Source organism: Oceaniserpentilla sp. 4NH20-0058, assembly GCF_040371755.1.
Taxonomy (GTDB): Bacteria; Pseudomonadota; Gammaproteobacteria; order Pseudomonadales; family Oceanobacteraceae; genus Bermanella.
The window spans coordinates 21219-41741 of the sequence record NZ_BAABWE010000002.1; the positions used below are offsets into that span (position 1 = coordinate 21219).

Annotated in this window: 21 protein-coding genes and 1 other RNA gene; 3 read left to right on the forward strand and 19 right to left on the reverse strand. The window is 43.2% G+C overall.

All coding sequences use genetic code 11. The features are described 5' to 3' along the window. Positions 1–9 precede the first annotated feature (9 nt). The 8 genes from ABWV45_RS03220 to rsmI form a co-directional block, all read right to left on the reverse strand. Positions 10–1368, reverse strand: coding sequence for a UDP-N-acetylmuramoyl-tripeptide--D-alanyl-D-alanine ligase (locus ABWV45_RS03220; protein WP_353348634.1), 1359 nt, complete (start codon positions 1366–1368; stop codon positions 10–12). Further along, positions 1365–2840: a UDP-N-acetylmuramoyl-L-alanyl-D-glutamate--2,6-diaminopimelate ligase gene (locus ABWV45_RS03225; RefSeq protein WP_353348636.1), complete on the reverse strand. Its 1476-nt coding sequence runs from the start codon at positions 2838–2840 to the stop codon at positions 1365–1367. The genes ABWV45_RS03220 and ABWV45_RS03225 overlap by 4 nt, the downstream gene beginning before the upstream one ends. Next, positions 2837–4543, reverse strand: coding sequence for a peptidoglycan D,D-transpeptidase FtsI family protein (locus tag ABWV45_RS03230; protein ID WP_353348638.1), 1707 nt, complete (start codon positions 4541–4543; stop codon positions 2837–2839). Before ABWV45_RS03230 ends, ABWV45_RS03225 begins: the two co-directional genes overlap by 4 nt. Before the next feature lie 14 nt (positions 4544–4557). Continuing rightward, positions 4558–4866, reverse strand: coding sequence for a cell division protein FtsL (ftsL, locus tag ABWV45_RS03235; RefSeq protein ID WP_353348640.1), 309 nt, complete (start codon positions 4864–4866; stop codon positions 4558–4560). Continuing rightward, positions 4844–5770: a 16S rRNA (cytosine(1402)-N(4))-methyltransferase RsmH gene (gene rsmH / locus ABWV45_RS03240; protein WP_353348642.1), complete on the reverse strand. Its 927-nt coding sequence runs from the start codon at positions 5768–5770 to the stop codon at positions 4844–4846. The genes ftsL and rsmH overlap by 23 nt, the downstream gene beginning before the upstream one ends. Next, positions 5767–6222, reverse strand: coding sequence for a division/cell wall cluster transcriptional repressor MraZ (gene mraZ, locus ABWV45_RS03245; protein ID WP_353348644.1), 456 nt, complete (start codon positions 6220–6222; stop codon positions 5767–5769). The genes rsmH and mraZ overlap by 4 nt, the downstream gene beginning before the upstream one ends. Before the next feature lie 292 nt (positions 6223–6514). Further along, positions 6515–6882: RNase P RNA component class A (gene rnpB, locus ABWV45_RS03250), an RNA gene on the reverse strand. Between the two features lie 39 nt (positions 6883–6921). Then, positions 6922–7764 carry a 16S rRNA (cytidine(1402)-2'-O)-methyltransferase gene (gene rsmI, locus ABWV45_RS03255; RefSeq protein WP_353348646.1) on the reverse strand — a complete coding sequence of 281 codons (843 nt, stop codon included), beginning with the start codon at positions 7762–7764 and terminating at the stop codon, positions 6922–6924. Between the two features lie 38 nt (positions 7765–7802). Between rsmI and ABWV45_RS03260 the strand changes: the two genes are divergently transcribed. The 3 genes from ABWV45_RS03260 (at position 7803) to ABWV45_RS03270 (ending at position 10608) form a co-directional block, all read left to right on the forward strand. Continuing rightward, positions 7803–9593 (forward strand): penicillin-binding protein activator, encoded by a 1791-nt coding sequence (locus ABWV45_RS03260; RefSeq protein WP_353348648.1) that lies wholly within the window; start codon positions 7803–7805, stop codon positions 9591–9593. Then, positions 9568–9945 (forward strand): YraN family protein, encoded by a 378-nt coding sequence (locus tag ABWV45_RS03265; RefSeq protein WP_353348650.1) that lies wholly within the window; start codon positions 9568–9570, stop codon positions 9943–9945. The genes ABWV45_RS03260 and ABWV45_RS03265 overlap by 26 nt, the downstream gene beginning before the upstream one ends. Positions 9946–10014: 69 nt before the next feature. Then, positions 10015–10608, forward strand: coding sequence for a phosphoheptose isomerase (locus ABWV45_RS03270; RefSeq protein WP_353348652.1), 594 nt, complete (start codon positions 10015–10017; stop codon positions 10606–10608). Between the two features lie 69 nt (positions 10609–10677). Here ABWV45_RS03270 and ABWV45_RS03275 read toward each other — a convergent pair whose 3' ends face one another. The 11 genes from ABWV45_RS03275 to ABWV45_RS03325 all read right to left on the reverse strand — a co-directional run bounded on the left by ABWV45_RS03275 (position 10678) and on the right by ABWV45_RS03325 (position 20472). Beyond that, positions 10678–11094 carry a ClpXP protease specificity-enhancing factor gene (locus ABWV45_RS03275; protein WP_353348654.1) on the reverse strand — a complete coding sequence of 139 codons (417 nt, stop codon included), beginning with the start codon at positions 11092–11094 and terminating at the stop codon, positions 10678–10680. Next, positions 11091–11720 carry a stringent starvation protein SspA gene (gene sspA, locus ABWV45_RS03280; protein WP_353348656.1) on the reverse strand — a complete coding sequence of 210 codons (630 nt, stop codon included), beginning with the start codon at positions 11718–11720 and terminating at the stop codon, positions 11091–11093. Before sspA ends, ABWV45_RS03275 begins: the two co-directional genes overlap by 4 nt. Positions 11721–11893: 173 nt before the next feature. Beyond that, positions 11894–12679: a cytochrome c1 gene (locus ABWV45_RS03285; RefSeq protein WP_353348658.1), complete on the reverse strand. Its 786-nt coding sequence runs from the start codon at positions 12677–12679 to the stop codon at positions 11894–11896. Continuing rightward, positions 12679–13899, reverse strand: a complete 1221-nt coding sequence (locus ABWV45_RS03290) for a cytochrome b (protein WP_353348660.1) — start codon at positions 13897–13899, stop codon at positions 12679–12681. The genes ABWV45_RS03285 and ABWV45_RS03290 overlap by 1 nt, the downstream gene beginning before the upstream one ends. After that, entirely contained in the window at positions 13899–14495 is a 597-nt protein-coding gene (petA, locus tag ABWV45_RS03295) for a ubiquinol-cytochrome c reductase iron-sulfur subunit (RefSeq protein WP_353348662.1), read from the reverse strand. The genes ABWV45_RS03290 and petA overlap by 1 nt, the downstream gene beginning before the upstream one ends. 305 nt (positions 14496–14800) lie before the next feature. Next, positions 14801–15193 (reverse strand): 30S ribosomal protein S9, encoded by a 393-nt coding sequence (gene rpsI / locus ABWV45_RS03300; protein ID WP_353348664.1) that lies wholly within the window; start codon positions 15191–15193, stop codon positions 14801–14803. Between the two features lie 10 nt (positions 15194–15203). Further along, positions 15204–15632 (reverse strand): 50S ribosomal protein L13, encoded by a 429-nt coding sequence (rplM, locus tag ABWV45_RS03305; RefSeq protein ID WP_353348666.1) that lies wholly within the window; start codon positions 15630–15632, stop codon positions 15204–15206. A 182-nt stretch (positions 15633–15814) separates the two neighbouring features. Then, positions 15815–16126: a hypothetical protein gene (locus ABWV45_RS03310; protein WP_353348668.1), complete on the reverse strand. Its 312-nt coding sequence runs from the start codon at positions 16124–16126 to the stop codon at positions 15815–15817. 121 nt (positions 16127–16247) lie between these two features. Then, positions 16248–17828, reverse strand: coding sequence for a peptide chain release factor 3 (gene prfC, locus ABWV45_RS03315; protein ID WP_353348670.1), 1581 nt, complete (start codon positions 17826–17828; stop codon positions 16248–16250). 95 nt (positions 17829–17923) lie between these two features. Beyond that, positions 17924–19528 carry an ABC-F family ATPase gene (locus ABWV45_RS03320; RefSeq protein WP_353348672.1) on the reverse strand — a complete coding sequence of 535 codons (1605 nt, stop codon included), beginning with the start codon at positions 19526–19528 and terminating at the stop codon, positions 17924–17926. Between the two features lie 362 nt (positions 19529–19890). Continuing rightward, on the reverse strand, positions 19891–20472 hold the full coding sequence (locus ABWV45_RS03325) for a transglutaminase-like domain-containing protein (protein ID WP_353349391.1): 582 nt from the start codon (positions 20470–20472) through the stop codon (positions 19891–19893). Positions 20473–20523 lie beyond the last annotated feature (51 nt).

A 20523-nucleotide genomic window follows, 5' to 3' on the forward strand; every position in this document is an offset into this window, starting at 1 on the left:
GCTACCCTCTTATGATTCTTGAACGTCGATTATTTCACTAACAACACGATCCATATGGGCACTGCGTGACCCCTTAACCAGAACCGTTACATTTTTCTTAAGCTTGCCTTTTAAAAAGCGAACTAAACCATCATGACTTGCAAACCAGTGGGCGTTATCTCCAAACGCATCGGCTGCACCACGACTAAACTCACCTAATGCAAAAAACTCATTAATTTTTGCTTCGCGAGCATAGGACCCCACTTCTGCATGTGCTAATTGGGTTTCAACTCCAAGCTCAGCCATATCGCCCAATACAAAAATGGAATGACCTGAACGACTTGCTAGCACATCAACGGCCGCCCGAACTGATGCAGGATTGGCGTTATAACTATCGTCAATAATGACGCTATCATTTAGGCCTTGTTTTTCAATGAGCCGGCCTTCGACTCCTTCAAATTTTTGCAACCCTGATACGATTTCTTGAATAGTCATGCCTAAACCATGACATGCAGCCGCACATGCTAGAGCATTAAAAACATTATGTTGGCCCATCACTTTTAAATTCACATGAGCATTTTGGTCAGCGATGATCAACTCAAAATCACAACACCCGCTTTCGTTAATGCTGACATTATCAGCGCGTACATTAGCCTTTTCACTTAAACCAAAACTAACCACTCGACGCTTGCCTGCACGGGTTTTCCAAGTATTAAAATGTTCGCTGTCTGCATTTAAAACTGCAATACCATCATCATTAAGCGCATCAATAATTTCACCCTTGGTGCGTACTATTGTGTCTAAATCACCAAAACCTTCTAAATGTGCACTACCCGCATTGGTTAAAATTGATACTGTTGGTTTTGCCAGCCCTGCGGTATAAGCAATTTCACCCTCTGCGCTAGCGCCCAACTCAACAACGGCATAATCATATGTGTGATTAATTCGCAGTAATGTAAGTGGAGCACCAATATGATTATTCAAGTTACCGCGAGTAACCAATACTTCATTGGATTGACGTAATAATGTAGCCATCATGCCCTTCACTGTGGTTTTACCACTGCTTCCGGTTATGGCAATAACATCGTTGTTGAATTTCTCACGATTAAATAAAGCTAAGCGTCCTAACGCCTGAGTTGTATCAGCAACTTGTAAAAATGGCACAGATACATCCATTTCTTTACTAATGACAACCGCACAAGCCCCTTTATCAATGGCTTGTTTTACATAATCATGTCCATCAAACCGACCACCCATTAATGCCACATATAAATCGCCGGGTTGTAGGGTTCTGGTATCCGTACTAACAAATTGAAACGGCACATTTGCGCCACGATGTTTTGCAGAAATAAATTCGGCAACTTCTGCTAAACGAACCGAACCAATCATGCTTGGATCTCCAACTTCAACACTGCTTGGGCTTGCTCGACATCACTAAAGTGAAGCCGTTCACCGTTAATTTCTTGATAATCTTCATGGCCTTTTCCTGCAATCACAACAACATCGTGACTTTCAGCTCGGCCAAGTGCTGTTTCAATTGCTTTTTGGCGATCGATCTCAATCACCAAATTACCCGCTGTAGCATCTATCATTTGTTGGCAAATATCAGCTGGGTTTTCAGAGCGCGGATTATCGCTGGTTATGATTACCTTATCTGCATATTGGCACGCAATTTTACCCATTAATGGGCGTTTCCCTTGATCTCTATCACCACCGCAGCCCACTACCAATATAAGCCGTCCTGATTTCACATGTTTACGAGTGGATTTCAAAATCTGCTCTAACGCATCAGGAGTATGGGCGTAATCCACCAGTACTAATGGCTGGCCAGTCGTTACATTTACTTGCTGCATACGGCCAGCAACAGGGTGCAATTTAGAACAAGCAGAAATAACATCCGAAAACTTAAAACCCATTTGCAAACAAACTAAAATAGCAGCAGCTACATTTTCTGCGTTAAATGCTCCAAATAATGGCAATGAAATAAACTTTGTTTGAGCTTCCCACGTGAATGACACATCGATACCTTGTTCGTGATAACGCTCTAATTTAAAGCTCAAATCAGATTTTTCATGGCACCCGTAGGTTAAAGGCACCACATGACTCACTTTTTTAAGTACCTGTGAAAAAGGGTCATCTGCATTCACAACGGCAAATTTAATTTCAGGACGTTGAAATAACAGCGCTTTAGCCTCACCGTAAGCTTCCATGGTGCCGTGATAATCTAAATGATCTCGGGTGAGGTTAGAAAAAACGGCCCCTTCGAATTTCACTCCAGCTAGACGGTTTTGCTCAAGACCATGACTAGAGACTTCCATCGCAACCACATCAAACTCACAAGACATATCCAGTAAAGCGTTATGAAGCTTTTCTGATGGCAGTGTTGTCATACCGGTAGGCTTTAGCTGTTGCCAATCGCCATATCCTAACGTCCCCATAACAGCACAAGGGCTCTGTAACTCGTTTAACAGTTGCGCCAAATAAAAACTAATCGATGACTTACCATTGGTGCCAGTTATGCCTATTGCACGCAAGGCTAATGTGTTTCCATACAACAAGCCCGCAATTAACTGCCCAGCTTGCTCAACAGGATTTCTAAGTGTCACGCAGATGTCTCGATCTTGATCAACCAAATCAACACGAGTTTCATCTAATAAAATCACACTGGCACCTTGTGACAACGCTTTACCAATATAAGTTTGTTCATTGCCAGCCACAGATGGAAGCAAGAAAAAAGCATCACCCGCTGCAACTTCGCGACTATCAAAGCAAATATTATTTATCGTAAAATCCAATAAACCCTGGGGAATTGAATCAATCCAAGGTATTAATTGGCTTAGCGGTTGGTTGAATTGAATCATTCTAACCTCCCTGCTATTTTTGAATCTTCAAATACAGTTGGGGTAACATTTAACAGCCGTAAACTGGCTTGAGTCACTCTTGAAAAAATAGGTGCCGCAACTTCACCACCATAATACTCTCGACCATTTGGTTCATCGACCACCACAATTGTCACAATTCTAGGGTCATCTGCAGGTGCAATACCGGCAAATAAAGATAAGTAGCGCTCGTCTTCGTAACCATTAGCCCCCACTTTATGTACAGTGCCTGTTTTACCAGCCACCGAATAACCTTCAACATGGGCACGGCGCGCAGTACCTTTTGGCCCAACTACGCTCTCCAACATGTGTACAACATCTCTTGCCATTTTTTCAGGCATTACTCGCTTACCTTTTTCCGCCGCTTTACGCATTAACGTTAAAGGTTGCTTAACTCCGCCATTTGCCAACACCTGATAAGCTTGCGCTAATTGCAGTGGCGTAACTGCTAGTCCGTATCCATAGGAAAGCGTGGCACTTTGCAAGCGATTCCATTTATTTGAATCCACTGCCACTTTACCACCATGCTCACCTGGTAAACCCAAACCAACTGGCTTACCTAAACCCAACTGCTGGTAAAAATTCCACAGTTTTTCACCACCTAATTTAAATGACAATTTACTCACTGCGACATTACTGGATTTAGTCAAAATACCGGTCACATCAAGCTCACCGTAATCCCTATGGTCGCGAATAGTTTTATTACCTATGCGTAAATACCCCGGGTGTGTATTAATAATGCTATCGGATTGAATTTCACCCGCCATTAACGCTGCTGCTACAGTAAATGGCTTCACCGTAGAGCCTGGTTCAAAAATATCCGTAACAGAGCGATTACGCACACTCGCTGCTTTTAAATCTAAACGGTTATTCGGGTTAAATGCCGGCTGATTAACCAAAGCCAGAATTTCTCCGGTCTTCACATCTATCATCATTAAAGAGCCTGCTTTAGCATTATGCTGTTGCACAGATGCTTTAAGCTCGCGATACGCTTGATACTGTAATCGCAAATCAATGCTGAGCATTAATTCATTACCCGGCTCTGCAACTTCAGTTACACCTAAGTCTTTAACTAAACGACCTAAACGATCTTTAATGACTCGTCCCTTTCCTGGCGTACCTTGCAACCATTCATTATAAGCAAGCTCAACCCCTTCAATGCCTGCTTCATCAATATTGGTAAACCCTACTACATGGCTTGCCACTTCTGCTGCTGGATAAAAGCGCTTAAATTCTTGTTGAGTACCAATACCTGATAAGTTTAATTGTTTGATTTCAGCAGATACCAATGGGCTCATGTGACGCTGTAGATAAATAAATTCTTTGGATTGATTAGCCTGAATTCGCTCATTTAACTCACGAACCGTCATACCCAAAACAGGCGCTAATTTTGAAATATTAATATCGTCTTTTAATATTTGTTTGGGGTTGGCCCATATACTTTTAACTGGCGTGCTCACTGCTAAAGGTTCGTTATTACGATCTACTATCATGCCGCGATATGCATCAATACTGTGATCACGCACACTGCGCTTAGAACCTTCATCTTGAAGAAAATCTGTTTCTAACACCTGAAGCTGAGTCAAGCGTACCAATAGTGCAACAAACAATAACAAGCCGGCACCCATTACAGTGTAATGGCGCCAGCTATTACTGGTGTGCTCATATTGGTTTTTAATGGCCATAAGGCCCTCTTTGTTTACTTTAAATAATCGTGCTGCTCAATAATCCGAGTATTAAATTTATCCGGAAATTGCATACTGAGTTTTTTTCTGGCTATACTCTCAACTCGACTTGGTGCTGCCAAGGTGCTGTATTCCAACATAAGCCGCCCATATTCTTCTTGTAATTGAGCATATTCATTACTTTCTATTTGCCATGAACGCGCTAATTGTCGATTCATATAACTGCTATAGACCACAGCTAATGCGCAAATTAAAAGCAGTACAAACGCCAACTTTGTTTGTAATTTTCCCACGCTTTGCTCACAACTGTTTTTGCGCCACACGCATTACTGCGCTGCGCGATCGAATATTAGCACTCACTTCTTCTTTACTTGGTTTAATTGCCTTACCTACATGCTTTAAAACAATTGGGTAATCACTTGCCATAATCGGTATATCTGGGGGCAACTGCGGGCCTTTTTCTTTATCGCGAATAAAGCGCTTCACCATTCTGTCTTCTAAAGAATGGAAACTAATAACAACTAAGCGACCTTCTTTAGCCAGTAAATCCGTCGCGGTGTCGAGGCCATCCGTTAAATCGCCCAACTCATTATTCAGAAATATCCGAATAGCTTGAAAACTTTTAGTAGCCGGATGTTTACCTTTTTCCCATTTTGGATGAGCATCTTTAATAACTTGGGCCAAATCTAATGTTCTTTCGAAAGACTCTTGCTGGCGTCGCATAACAATGGCTCTTGCTAATCGGCGTGAATAGCGTTCTTCTCCAAACTGATACAACACATCAGCGATATCTTCTTCTTTTGCCGAAGCTATCCACTGTGCAGCGGTCATACCCGACTCGGTATTCATTCGCATATCCAATGGACCATCATTCATAAAGCTAAAACCACGATCAGCCTCATCCAACTGAGGACTACTCACACCTAGGTCCATTAGCACACCAGCCACCGGACGACCCTCACCATTTTGCGCTAACCAAGTTTTCATATCGGCAAACGAGCCATGACAAATAGAAAAACGAGAGTCTTCTTTTGCCAGCTCATTTGCAGTGACAATGGCACGAGGATCTTTATCTATACCAATTAAGCGACCGTTTTCGGATAATCGCTCTAGAATTAGTCGACTATGTCCCCCTCGACCAAAGGTACAATCAATAAACAAACCGGCCGTATCTTGAACCAAGGCATCAATCGCTTCGTGCAAAAGCACTGTTATATGTTCACTCATAGTGATAAATTCATTAGCTCTTCTGGCAGTTGTTCATCACCTTTCATTTCTTCTAGGTAATGGGCTCGGCGTTCACTCCAGTGGGCTTCATCCCACAATTCAAATTTGTTGCCTTGTCCCATCATGACCATTTTCTTATCAAGCCCAGCATAATCCCGCAAAGGGGCCGGTAATAACAAACGGCCATTAGCGTCCATATCAATATCCGTAGCATGACCAATGATCAGTCTTTGTATTCGACGAGCGGCAGGATTAAAACTAGGAAGGGCTTCGATTTTAGCTTGAATTGGCTCCCACTCTTTTAATGGATACACCAATAAACAGGCTTCTTCCGTATCAATAGTAACAACTAAAGCCCCATCGTTGCTCTCATGCAACAATTGACGGTAGCGGGCGGGCACGGCCATCCGGCCTTTGGTATCGAGATTGATATTATGCACACCACGAAACATGATTTATTTCACCTGCTACCCAAAAAACTCCACATTTTCCCACAAAACAACACTTTTACACACTATAGAAACACTCAAGCATAATTGCAAGGAATGAAGTCATGTTTTTAACCACTCATACCTGTGAAAAGCCACGTATTACGGGGGCTTAGAGGAATAACGAATAAGGAAGCACCTGCTTCATAACGATAGATGCAATAATTTCAAATTAATCAAGCAAGGTGATAAAAGTAAGTACACACCAACATAAAAGCATAAAAAAACCCACTGCCGTAGCAGTGGGTTTTAAAATAAAAAGAGATTTGTCTATAAGCCGGGTTCTGTGACTTGCAAGCAAGCTGCAACCATTCATCTAGGCCTTAAATCACTTTAAGGCTCAAGCGACCTACCCGTTCCCAACGTGGGCCACGTCATAAAGGGAACCTATTTGGTCTTGCTCCGAGTGGGGTTTACCATGCCACGAACTATTACTAGTCGCGCGGTGCGCTCTTACCGCACCCTTTCACCCTTACCTGTGCCCGAAGGCCATCGGCGGTATACTCTCTGCTGCACTGGCCGTTAGCTCGCGCTACCCAGGCGTTACCTGGCACCCTGCCCTGTGGAGCCCGGACTTTCCTCCCCTAACTACAAGTAGCTAGCAGCGGTTGCTCGACTATCTCCGCGGGCAAGGATACTCGTAGTTTAAAATTGGTCAAGTCGTTATTCTGCTTTGCTTTCCAACGCGAACTGATACAACTGATTTTTCTTGAATCCTGTGTGCTCTGAAACAATAGCCGCAGCTTTTTTCAAAGGCAGCTCTTTTGCTATAAGCAAAGTCAAATCAAGCGCCTCTTGTGAGACCTCAAGTTTCTTGTTGGATATAACACCACGAATCATCATCACAAACTCGCCGCGCTGCTGATTAGCATCAGCTACCATCATGGCTTTCACCTCTTGGGCCGTACCACGTAAAAAGGTTTCAAAGGTTTTGGTTAGCTCACGAGCTAATACTATTTCTCTGTCAGGACCAAGCTCACTTATCAAGTCATCCACAGCATGCATAATACGATGAGGTGACTCATACACAACCAAGGTACGCTCTTCATGTTTCACACCATTAAAATAACCCTTTCTGGCAGTGGTTTTAGACGGCAAAAAACCATCGAATATAAACCGGTCCGTTGGTAATGCTGCAGCGCATAAAGCGGTAATCACCGCACATGCGCCCGGTATCGGTACCACTTTAAAACCCGCTTTAGCCACCTGATCAGCCACGTGATAACCCGGATCCGCAATCAGTGGCGTACCGGCATCACTCACAATGGCTACATTTTGACCAATCTTCAGCTTTTCAATAATTTGCTGTGCTGCATGAGCTTCATTATGATCATGAGTAGCCATGCATGGCTTTTGAATACCAAGATGATTAAGTAGTTTTTTTGTATGCCTTGTGTCTTCAGCAGCAACAATATCCACAGATTCAAGCACTTGTTGTGCTCGAAGTGTAATATCAGCCAAATTTCCGATCGGTGTCGCCACCACATAGAGCTGATTTTCTGCCATAATGCTCGCCTTCATATTTTGTTTGAATCTAGGTAACTATGTTGAAATATCGTCACGTTGCTATTGTTATCCTCATCGCACTTTTAGGCGCGTGTTCTTCTACGCCCAAACAAACAACCACTCCCGCGACCACCGAGCCTGCCGGTATGGGCGCATTATCGACTATCGAGCAGCTAATCGCTAACCAAAGATACATAGAAGCAGAAGATGCACTAAAGAAAATCGATATTTACAGCATCACTGAATTGGATAAAGTGCACTTTTATTGGCTAAGTGCCAACCTTGCCATCCTACTAGGCCGCGGCGATGACGCCATATTCGCATTAAATGCCGTAGACCCCGGTGCCTTTAATCAACTTAGTATTGATCCAAACCGCCCAAGTTATTTAAGAGCCTCAGCACTTCATCTTAAAGGTGAGTTTATTGCCAGCGCCCGTGAGCGTATGTTTTTGGCCGGAGTATTAACAAGCGATCAATACGACACCAACCATCAAGCAATATGGAACAGCCTACTCCAAGCTGAGGATAGCGCGCTTGAAGCACTCATCCAAAAAAACAGCACCAAGATTTTTAAAGGCTGGTTGCAACTTGCACTGATTATGAAGCGTAACCAGCTTGATCTCGACAAACAATTAAGCTCCTTACGCTTGTGGCAAGTCCAATTTAAAGATCACCCTGCCGCCAAAAAACTTCCCGGAGGACTTGATAAGCTAGAAGAGTTTGTCGATGAAAAAGCAAAATTCATCGCCTTAATGATTCCTCTTTCCGGCAAACTGGCGGCAACTGGCAAAGCGGTCCGTGATGGCCTAATGGCCGCCTACTACTCCGCCAAACAAGCAGGTGCGCAAGTTCCTGAAATCCGCATTTATGATACAGCCAAAAGCCGTGACTTTTGGAGCTTATATAAACAAGCTATCTTGGATGGCAATGAACTTGTCATTGGCCCACTAAAGAAAAGCTCAGTACAGCGCTTGCAAAAAGAAACACACTTACCTGTACCCACCCTTGCCTTAAATTACGGCAACCGAGACGCCACTGAAAACCCAGAACGACTCTATCAATACGGCCTAGCAGTAGAAGACGAAGCTCAACTCGCTACCTCATATGCCAGACAGCAAGGTTATCAAAGTGCCATTGCACTTATGCCTAAAGGGCCTTGGGGAGAGCGGGTTTTTGAACGCTTTAGCCAATCTTGGCAAGAGCAAGGCGGAAAACTTATTGAGGCACAATTCTTTAGTGGTGCCGCAGACTACAACCGTGTTATCAGTCGATTATTCGCGATAGATGAAAGTGAAGCCCGTGCGCGAAACTTGCGCAAACAGCTTGATCTAAAGCTAGAGTCACAACCTCGCCGCCGCCAAGATGTGGACTTCATCTTTGTTGCCGCATTACCCAAACAAGCACGCCAGATTAAACCAACCCTTGCATTTAACTTTGCCAAAGATATTCCAATGATCGCCACCTCGCAGATATATTCGGGTATGCCGTCACGTTCCAAAGATAGAGATTTAAACGATGTGGTTTTTTGCGATATACCATGGATTCTAGAAAGCAGCCCATTACGCAAACAAGTGCAAACATTATGGCCAAGAGCAAAAGGCAGCTTAGATCGACTTTATGCACTTGGCGTAGACGCCTACCAGCTCTACCCGCGACTTGGCCAAATTAAAGTTTTAAAGTACAGCAGCATTCAAGGACAAACAGGTCGCCTATCAATGGATGAGCATGGTCAAATCATTCGATCCTTACCATTTGCAACGTTTGTAAATGGTATTGCTAAAAAGACACAAGGATATGTGCAGAATGTGGAAAACGCCCAAGGTATTTAATAAGCGTGCAAAAGGAAATCTATACGAGGAAATTGCACGCAAATATCTAATTCAAAAAGGTTTAAAATTTATCGCTAAAAATGTGAACTTTAAAGGCGGTGAAATAGACCTAATCATGGAAGACCAAAATCAATTGGTGTTTGTTGAGGTTCGTTACCGCAACACCAATAAATATGGCGGTGCCGCTGCCAGCGTCACATACAAAAAACAGCAACACTTAATACACGCAGCTCAGCTTTATCTGCAAAAACAATTTGGCAACCGACCTCCTAGCTGTCGCTTCGATGTAGTGGCGATTGAGGGCGAAGAAAAAGAATCAGACATTAACTGGCTAAAAAATGCATTTGCATGAGCCTACAGGCTTAGTCTGGTCATTCTTACTTTTGCTGGGTATGCTTACAAAAAAAATAGAGACGTTTTTATGCATTTTCAAGAACGGATAAACCAACACTTTCAAGATAGTGTTGAAACCAAACAACAAGCGGCACAGGTTTTAGCCCCTGTAATCGAACAAGCTAGCGATAGCATGGTTCAAGCCTTACTAAGTGGCGGTAAAATTTTAAGCTGTGGGAATGGCGGCAGCGCTGGTGATGCTCAGCACTTTTCATCTGAGTTATTAAATCGTTTTGAACGTGAACGCCCAAGCTTACCCGCCATTGCACTAACAACCGATAGCTCTACCGTTACCTCTATTGCTAACGACTACAGCTATAACGAAATATTCTCCAAGCAAATTCGCGCACTGGGCAACGCCGGTGATGTATTACTGGCCATTTCAACCAGTGGTAATAGTGCTAATGTGGTTCAAGCTATTCAAGCTGCCCATGATCGAGAGATGCGAGTTGTGGCTCTAACCGGTCGTAACGGTGGCGACATGGCTTCATTATTTTTACCGGACGACATTGAGATTCGCGTTCCTTCAATGGTAACTGCGCGCATTCAAGAAGTTCACCTGTTAGCCATTCACTGTCTATGCGACTTAATTGATTGGCAGCTCTTTGGCCCAATGGAATAAACATTCCATCATCAAATACAAAAAAAGCAGCCAATGGCTGCTTTTTTATTTCTGATGCTTATGTGAGCGTTATTTAACGACTGTCAATGAAGGTCGGCCTTTCGGCTTATCTTCTATTTTTTCTACAATTTTTGGTTTTTGTTTAATCGGCGTTGGATCATTGGGATCCGGCGCACCTGCTTCATTACCAAAAACCATCCCCTCTCCTGTCTCTTTTGCATAAATTGCTAAAACAGCCACGATAGGAACATAAACATTTTGCGTAACACCAGCAAAACGAGCATTAAAGCTCATAGCATCGTTATTAATCATCAACCCTTGTACCGCGGAAGGGCTAACATTCAACACGATTTGTCCATCTTTAACATACTCCTGAGGCACTTGCACACCCAGAATATTGGCATCTACCAATACATATGGAGTGGTGTCGTTGTCCAACACCCACTCAAATAATGCACGCATCAAATATGGACGAGATGGTGTCATTCACGCATTTCCTGTTCAGCTTCAGATAAACTCGCTTGAAAGGATTCACGCTCAAACAAACGCTCCATATAAACTTGTAAATCTTTGGTTTGCTTTTCAGGTAATTCAATACCCATTACAGGTAAACGCCATAAAAGCGGAGCTGTAACGCAATCCACAATGCTGTATTCGTCACTCATAAAGAATGGCTTTTCAGCAAACAATGGCGATGTGCTAATTAAGCTTTCGCGTAACTCTTTACGCGCCTGCGTTACAGCTGCATCATCTTTATTCGCTAAGATGACGTCCGCTAATTTGCACCAGTCACGTTGAATACGATAAAGCCACAAACGACTCTCGGCACGCGCTACAGGATAAACAGGCAACAAAGGCGGGTGCGGAAAGCGCTCGTCTAAATATTCCATCATGATGCCCGGCTCATATAATACTAAGTCACGGTCAACTAATGTAGGAACACTGTTGTACGGATTCAAAGACGCTAGATCTTCAGGTGGATTCATTGGATCCACATCGTGAATCTCTACCGCAACACCCTTTTCCGCTAAAACAATGCGGACACGGTGGCAATAATGATCATTACCATCAGAAAAGAAGGTCATGGAAGAGCGTTTAGCCACTACACCCATATAGGTTTTCCTCACCTTAAAAACAAAAAAATCGGCGGCTGATTATACACCAGACGCCGACTTTTGTGGGATTTATATTCGATGTTTCGATATAAAACCCTGTTATTTATCCACTTTTCACCAAGTTTGGATTAAATGCCGACGCATTCAATCCAATTGACTCGATTTGTCTTTTAGTGGATGCCGCGCCAAAATTCGCGGTTCAAGTAATACACTGGCACAAATAGGATAGCTAAGAATAATAGTACCCAGAAACCAATGCTCTTACGCTCCAGCGCCATTGGCTCAGCCATATATACTAAGAAGTTTGTGATATCCGCCACAGCCTTATCATACTCAGCCGCAGACAACTCACCTTTCTCTTCAATGTATAACACCTCAACAGGTTGACCTTCGTGATCATTACGAGCACATGAGTCTTCTTTTAGTTCTTGACCAGTTAAAGGATCAAAACCAATTACCACAGACGAACAGCCTTTCACTTGCTTACCTTGTAAGCTCGCTAATACATGAGGCATACCCACGTCTTTAAATACTGTGTTATTCACACCGTATGGACGTGTCTCATCTGCATAGAAACTACGAAGATAGGTATAAAGCCAATCTGCACCACGTACACGGGCAACCAGTGTTAAATCTGGAGGTGTTGCACCAAACCATTTTTTAGAATCTTCAGGACGCATAGCGATTTCCATCAAATTACCAATTTTGGTTTCAGCAAATACTAGATTTTCCATCATAGCATCTTCAGAGATACCAAGGTCACGGGCAACACGATTGTAACGTGCAAATTTTGTGCTGTGACACCCCATGCAATAGTTAGCGAAATACTTCGCGCCACGCTGCAAAGAAGCGTTGTCTTCTAAATCCACCTTCATATCATCAAGATGAACATTACCACCTGCCGCAAACACTAAGCTTGGTAGCAGGGCAAAAATAACTGCAATTAATGATTTCATTAGCCTGTTACCCTCTCTGGAACGGGTTTGGTTTTTTCCTTGGCAGAAATAAATGGCAAAGTAATGAACCAACCGAAGTAGATCACGGTGCCAATAATACCAAGAGTCTTATAAATACCAGAAGCTGGCTGAGTACCTAACCACGTCAACAAAATGAAGAACAAGCCAAATACCACTAGGTTGATACGAGAGATCCAACCTTTATAGCGCCATGATTTAACAGGGCTACGATCTAACCAAGGCAATACAAACAGAACCGCTATCGCCGCTCCCATTAGAAGTACGCCACCCAACTTATCCGGTACAACACGCAAGATGGTATAGAACGCACCAAAGTACCATACAGGAGCAATATGTTCAGGGGTTTTCAGGCCATTTGCTTGTTCAAAGTTAGCATGCTCTAAGAAGTAACCATTACCTTCAGGCCAGAAGAAGACTACAAAGCAGAATACAAATAGGAACACCACAATACCCACTAAATCATGCACTGTGTAGTAAGGGTGGAAAGGAACACCGTCTAACGGACGACCTTCTTCATCTTTATATTTTTTGATATCAACGCCATCTGGATTGTTAGAACCCACTTCGTGTAAGGCAACAATGTGCATAAACACAAGAGCCACAATCACAAGCGGCAATGCAATCACATGCAACGCAAAGAAACGGTTCAATGTGATACCAGAAATCAGGAAGTCACCTTTGATCCAAGTTACCAAATCATCACCCACTACAGGGATTGCACTGAATAGTGAAATAATTACCTGAGCACCCCAATAAGACATTTGGCCCCAAGGTAATACATAACCCATGAAAGCTTCCGCCATAAGCATCAGATAAATCGCCATACCAAAGATCCAGATAAGCTCACGCGGCTTCTGGTATGAACCGTACAATAAGCCACGGAACATATGCATATAGATAGCAATAAAGAAGAATGAAGCACCGGTAGAATGCATATAACGAATCAACCAGCCAAACTCAACATCACGCATGATGTATTCAACAGAAGCAAACGCTTGTTCCGCCGAAGGCGTGAAAGACATGGTTAACCAAACGCCCGTCAGGATTTGGTTAGCCAGCATCAAGAAAGAAAATACACCAAAGAAATACCAAAAATTGAAGTTCTTTGGGGCATAGTACTTAGACATATGCTTTTCGAAAGTGGCTGTAACCGGAAGACGGTCATCTACCCAGCCCATGAATGCGGACAATTTACTCATTATGAATTCTCCTCATCCAAACCAATTACGATAGTGCTTTCATCTAAGTATGAGTATGGTGGCACTTTCAAGTTGGCACCTGCAGGAGAGCCATTGAAAACACGACCAGCCAAATCAAAACGTGAACCGTGACAAGGACAGTAGAAACCACCTTTCCACTCAGAGTCAAAAGGCTCTGGCTTCACTTCAGGATGAAATTTAGGTGCACAACCAAGGTGAGTACATACACCTTCAAGAACAGCGATCTCAGGCTTACGAGAACGAGTTACATTATCTGCATAAGCAGGTTGTTGTGCTTTATTGCCATTAGCAGGGTCTTTAAGACGCCCAGCCAAGCCATCCAATAAACCAACGCTTTCATCTGTACGACGAACCAAATAAATCGGTTTACCGCGCCACTCTGCAACAACCATAGCACCAGGTTCAATTTTACTCACATCTGCTTTAGCAGGTGCACCGGCAGCCTTAGCCTTTTCACTTGGATTCCAAGATTTAACAAAAGGCACAGCTACGCCAACAGCACCAATACCACCACCCACCGCGGTTGTTGCGATGAGGAAGCGGCGTCGGCCTGTATTTACGCCATCATTGCTCATTCTGGCAGTCTCCCATCAACTTTTTTTTAAAATTCTGTGCAGCCAAGACACTTTGAATAACATGCCCAAATAACAACATACAATTCAAAGAATCTCTCAAATAATTACCTTGCAATCCTTAACTAAAGCACAAACACAGGGACGCAGGTAAAAAATCGGCCCAAATAGTAATGAAATGTAGTGTTTGTTACAAGGATACAGGTCAATTAACTAAGGGTTTTATCAATATAACCCCTTGTTTTAGATAAAAAAAACGCCCAGAGAAATATCTGAGCGTTTCTTTGACCATACAGCCTGAAAACGAATTAACGCTTAGAGAACTGAGGTTTCTTACGAGCTTTACGAAGACCCACTTTCTTACGCTCAACTTCACGGTCATCACGAGTAACATAACCCGCAGCACGTAGAGAAGGACGTAGAGTCTCATCAAATTCCATAAGAGCACGAGTAATACCGTGACGAATTGCACCAGCTTGACCAGACGCACCACCACCTTTAACAGTGATGTACAGGTCAAATTTCTCAGTGCTTTCAGTTAAAACAAGTGGCTGACGTACTACCATGCGTGAAGTTTCACGACCAAAGTACACATCTAGCGGACGCTTGTTAATAACGATTTGGCCAGAACCAGGGCGCAAGAAAACACGCGCGCTAGAAGATTTACGACGACCAGTACCATAATATTGTGTTGCAGCCATGATATTCCCCTTAAACCTTCAATTCTTTTGGTTGTTGTGCAGTGTGTGGATGCTCAGTTCCAGCATACACTTTCAATTTCGTGAACATTGCACGACCAAGAGGGTTCTTAGGAAGCATGCCTTTAACCGCTAATTCAACTACACGACCAGGTTTACGGGCCTGAAGGTCGTTAAAGTTAATTTCGCGTAGACCACCAGGGTAGCCAGTATGACGGTAGTAGATTTTATCCTGAGCTTTAGCACCAGTTACGGCTACTTTATCAGCATTAATAACAACGATGTAATCGCCAGTATCAACGTGAGGAGTATACTCAGGCTTATGTTTACCACGTAAACGAGATGCGATTTCAGTCGCTAAACGACCAAGCGCAACGCCTTCAGCGTCGACAACCAACCACTCACGTTTTACAGTTTCAGGTTTTGCAGTATATGTTTTCATAATCTTTTCTTTATCGCCTAATCAGACTGTTACCAACTTCGACCGATCTAAATCGGCAGGTAACACCGTTTTAGGGCTTCGTCTTGGGGAAACGATGGCGGCGGATTATACGAGATATATAAATGGATTACATCTTTTTTTTAAACTTTATGACTAACTGCCATAATATGGCTCAAAAGCCCCTAATAGCGCTCCCCTTCACGAAAATGCACTAAACCATAAATCAGCGCCAATAAAGCCACCACTGCATTCAATAATACAATTAACACCATGCTATCCTGCTGCTGCACATTGGCTTGAAAGCCCATAATACTGCCCACTGAAAACGCCAAAGCGGAAGATACAAACGCCACCAACAACATAGATATCAAATAATACCCACGCCCATCGTCTAACTTCATTTGAAATTGTTCGATTTTTTGTGAAAAGAAACGGTAAGCCCCGATACACAAGGCCGCAGTAAACAACATTGAACCAAAAAAGAAGTAAATCATGAGCATATTCCCCTGTATGACTCCCATAAGCGTAATACAGAAACTACAGTGCTCAAGGTAGATTGACCCCATATTACGACGATTAACTGGTAATGTCGCAGAATGGGATCATTATCTCAGTTTAATGCTCACGGGTAGCAAAAAACTCAACGTCTGGATACCGTTCCTGCGATAAAGAAAGGTTAACCATGGTAGGCGCAATATAAGTAAGATTATCGCCGCCATCCAGTGCTAAATTCTCATGAGCTTTTTTCTGGAATTCGGCAAATTTAATTTTATCTCCGCACTCCACCCAACGGGCAGTAGCAACACTAATAGGCTCGTAAATGGCTTCTACTTTGTATTCGTCTTTTAAACGTTGAGCAACCACATCAAACTGAAGTGTTCCCACCGCGCCAACGATCAAATCGTTGTTCTTTAATGGTCGAAATACCTGCACAGCCCCTTCTTCTGAAAGCTGGATAATGCCTTTAAGCAGCTGCTTTTGCTTAAGTGGATCTTTCAAGCGAATACGCTTGAACAATTCAGGAGCAAAGTGCGGAATACCAGTGAACTTTAAATCTTCACCTTGGGTGAAGGTATCACCAATTTGAATGGAACCGTGGTTATGCAAACCGATAATGTCCCCAGCGTAAGCTGATTCAGCTGCCTCTCGGTCGCCGGCCATAAAGGTAAGGGCATCGCCAATACGCACATCTTTGCCGATGCGCACATGTTTGGCTTTCATGCCTTTTTCATACTTGCCCGAAACTATACGCATAAAGGCCACGCGATCACGGTGCTGCGGGTCCATATTGGCTTGAATTTTGAACACAAAGCCAGTGAATTTCTCTTCAGTAGGCTCAACATCACGGGCTTCTGTATTACGTGTTTTCGGTGTTGGCGCCCATTTGGTTAGGCCATCTAACATATGGTCTACACCAAAGTTGCCCAAAGCTGTACCAAAATACACTGGGGTTAGTTCGCCTGCCAAAAACATTTCTAGGTCAAATTCGTTAGAAGCACCGCGCACCAGCTCTACTTCTTCGCGGAAGTCATCGGCATAGGCACCTAAGGCCTGATCGAACTCGGCACTGTCTAGGCCCTTGATCACACGGCGCTCTTGTATGGTGTGACCCTGACCCGTTGAGTATAAGATCACTTCATCTGTGTATAAGTTGTACACACCTTTGAACTCTTTACCCATGCCGATTGGCCACGTAATGGGCGCACACATAATGTTCAGTACGCTTTCCACTTCATCCATAACATCAATAGGGTCACGGGTGTCGCGGTCGAGTTTGTTCATAAAGGTGATAATGGGCGTATCCCGTAAGCGGGTGACTTCCATTAATTTAACAGTACGTTCTTCTACACCTTTTGCGGCGTCGATCACCATTAAACAGGAATCCACCGCCGTTAGAGTACGGTAAGTATCTTCCGAAAAGTCTTCGTGTCCAGGAGTATCCAGCAAGTTAACTAAACAGTCATTATAGGGAAACTGCATCACCGAGGTAGTAATGGAGATACCACGGTCTTTTTCCATTTGCATCCAGTCGGATTTAGCATGCTGGTTCGAGCCACGGCCTTTAACCGTACCAGCCTTTTGAATGGCGTTGCCGAACAACAATACCTTTTCAGTAATGGTGGTTTTACCCGCATCCGGGTGGGAAATAATGGCGAAAGTACGGCGTTTGCCTACTTCTGTTACTTGATTGCTCATATTCGGCTTTTTAAATAATCAAAAATTGCCGCGCATTATATCTGCCAACGGCTGAAGTTACGAGCACGGTAGACACCATGCCCGTAAAGGGTATTTTAAGCAACTTCCTGATTAGCCGCTTTGTTCGCCAGCAATTCATCATAAGTGCCTTGAAAATCAAGCAACTGATTATCTTTGATTTCAATCACACGGGTTGCCAATGACGAGACAAATTCGCGGTCGTGACTAACAAATATCAAGGTTCCATCAAAATCTTTAAGGGCATTGTTAAGCGCTTGAATGGACTCCATATCTAAGTGGTTAGTAGGTTCATCCATAACCAATACGTTTAAATCCATCATCATCAACTTACCAAACAGTAAACGGTTTTTCTCACCACCTGAACATACCCGCGCTTTTTTATTGAAATCGTCTGCGGTAAACAGTAAACGGCCAAGCATGGCCCGTACTTTTAAATCATCATGTTTTGGTGTGCGCCACTGACTCATCCACTCAAATAAAGTGAAGTCGTTGTCAAAGTCATCGGTACTGTCTTGAGGACAATATCCGATAGTTGCATTTTCTGACCACTTCACCGCGCCGTGTTCTGGAGCTAGCTCATTCATTAGGCAACGTAAGAAAGTGGTTTTACCCGCGCCGTTTTCACCAATTATGGCGAGCTTAGACCCTGCATCCAATAGAATGTCGCCACCTTTAAATAAAGTTTCGCCGTCAAAACCATGGGCTATTTGTTCTAGCTCAAGCACTTGGCGGTGCAGTTTTTTATCTTGGCGCAATGAAATAGATGGGGTTTGACGAGACGTTTGTTTTACTTCATCTAGGGTGATTTTATCCATTTTCTTGGCACGAGACTGAGCTTGCTTCGACTTAGAAGCATTCGCCGAAAAGCGGTTAACAAACGCTTGAAGCTCATCAATTTCAGCACTCTTTTTCGCGTTTTCGCCCAAAAGCTGTTCACGAATTAACGCTGAGGCTTCTTGGAAGTATTCATAGTTACCCGGATAAATACGCAGCTCGCCGTAATCGATATCAGCCATGTGGGTGCACACTGAGTTTAAGAAGTGGCGATCGTGAGAAATAATGATCATGGTGCTTTTGCGCTTGTTTAGTACTTCTGCCAACCAGTTAATGGTGTCGATATCCAAGTTATTGGTAGGTTCATCCAGCAGTAGGATTTCTGGATTAGCAAACAATGACTGCGCCAATAGCACACGTAATTTCCAGCCCGGAGCCAGTTGCTTCATGAGGCCATAGTGAAATTCTTCTTCTATTCCTGCTTCGAGCAGTATTTCACCCGCGCGACTTTCGGCGCTATAACCGTCCATTTCTGCGTATTGGGCTTCTAAGTCCCCCACTAACATGCCATCTTCTTCTGTCATTTCTGGCTTAGCATAAATAGCATCACGGGCTTGTTTGATTTTCCAAAGCTCTACATCGCCCATGATCACTGCATCTACGACCGAATATTCTTCAAAGGCATACTGATCCTGACTCAAAGTACCCACTTTATACCCAGGAGTAATAGAGATATTGCCAGAAGTCGGTGTTAATTCACCGCTCAGGATTTTCATAAAAGTAGATTTACCACAACCGTTTGCCCCAATCAGACCATAGCGATTGCCATGGCCGAATTGAGCTGAGATATTTTCAAACAAAGGCTCGGCGCCAAATTGCATGGTAATGTTAGCAGTTGTGATCAAAAGACTATCCTAGGGCTATGTTTTGTAAGACATGCCAAATAAAGAGGGGAATATTGGGGCGCACTATATAGATTGAGGCGGATTTTGTCGACAGGATGTACAAAAAACAATCAATATTTCTGTTGAGCTATAGATTGTGCTGTAACATGCTCTCAATGAACATTGAGCATCAGAATATGTGTATTCTCGTGATTTTGATCCTAAGTTTCTTTATGAATTAATGCATTTCATTAAGCAGCCACACACACTCACAAAGAAATTCACATAGATCTAATATGGCATCCACCATCACCAGCCAGCTTGTCTGAACGATTTAAACAATACTTTGGTTTTACTCCCACACAATATTTGAATACGTTTGATCAGACGGAAGCCCACAACTCAACGTCCGGCAAGTTATTCGCTACTTCTAAGCAGTCTTGGTGACGAGTCAAGCAATCAACCACCACCGATAGTGGTTTCGACCAGATTTCGGGTAAATCATATTCGCCCTTTTGAGATACTGAAAAAGCCAGTTGTTCTTGTGGCGGTATGTATTGTGCGCTTACACCTTCTTTATTTCCCCTAGCATCAATTCGATACCAACCAATATTATCTAAATACACAGCATTTAAGCCATGCAAGCAAAACGGTGGTTCATCTGTGATGGTTAATCGTTGATAACATAATCCAGCTGGGATACCGTTTGCTCTAAGTAGCGCGGCTAATAAATGGCTTTTAGCGTAGCAATATCCTGTACCATGCCTTAGAACATCCGATGCTTTACACGTGACGGGGTTTAATTGGAAATCCCACGAATGCTTTATTTCATCCCGTACAAATTCAAAACAACGCTTAGCAATGGCTTCATCGCCTATCGAGCCATCAGATAGTAAATTCGACTGTTTTAATATTTCTGGATTCCGCCAATCGATGTACTCTGATGCTTCTAGAAATTGCTCAATTTTCATATTTGGCTTTACCTATATAAAAAAACATCTATAGCCTATTCTCGT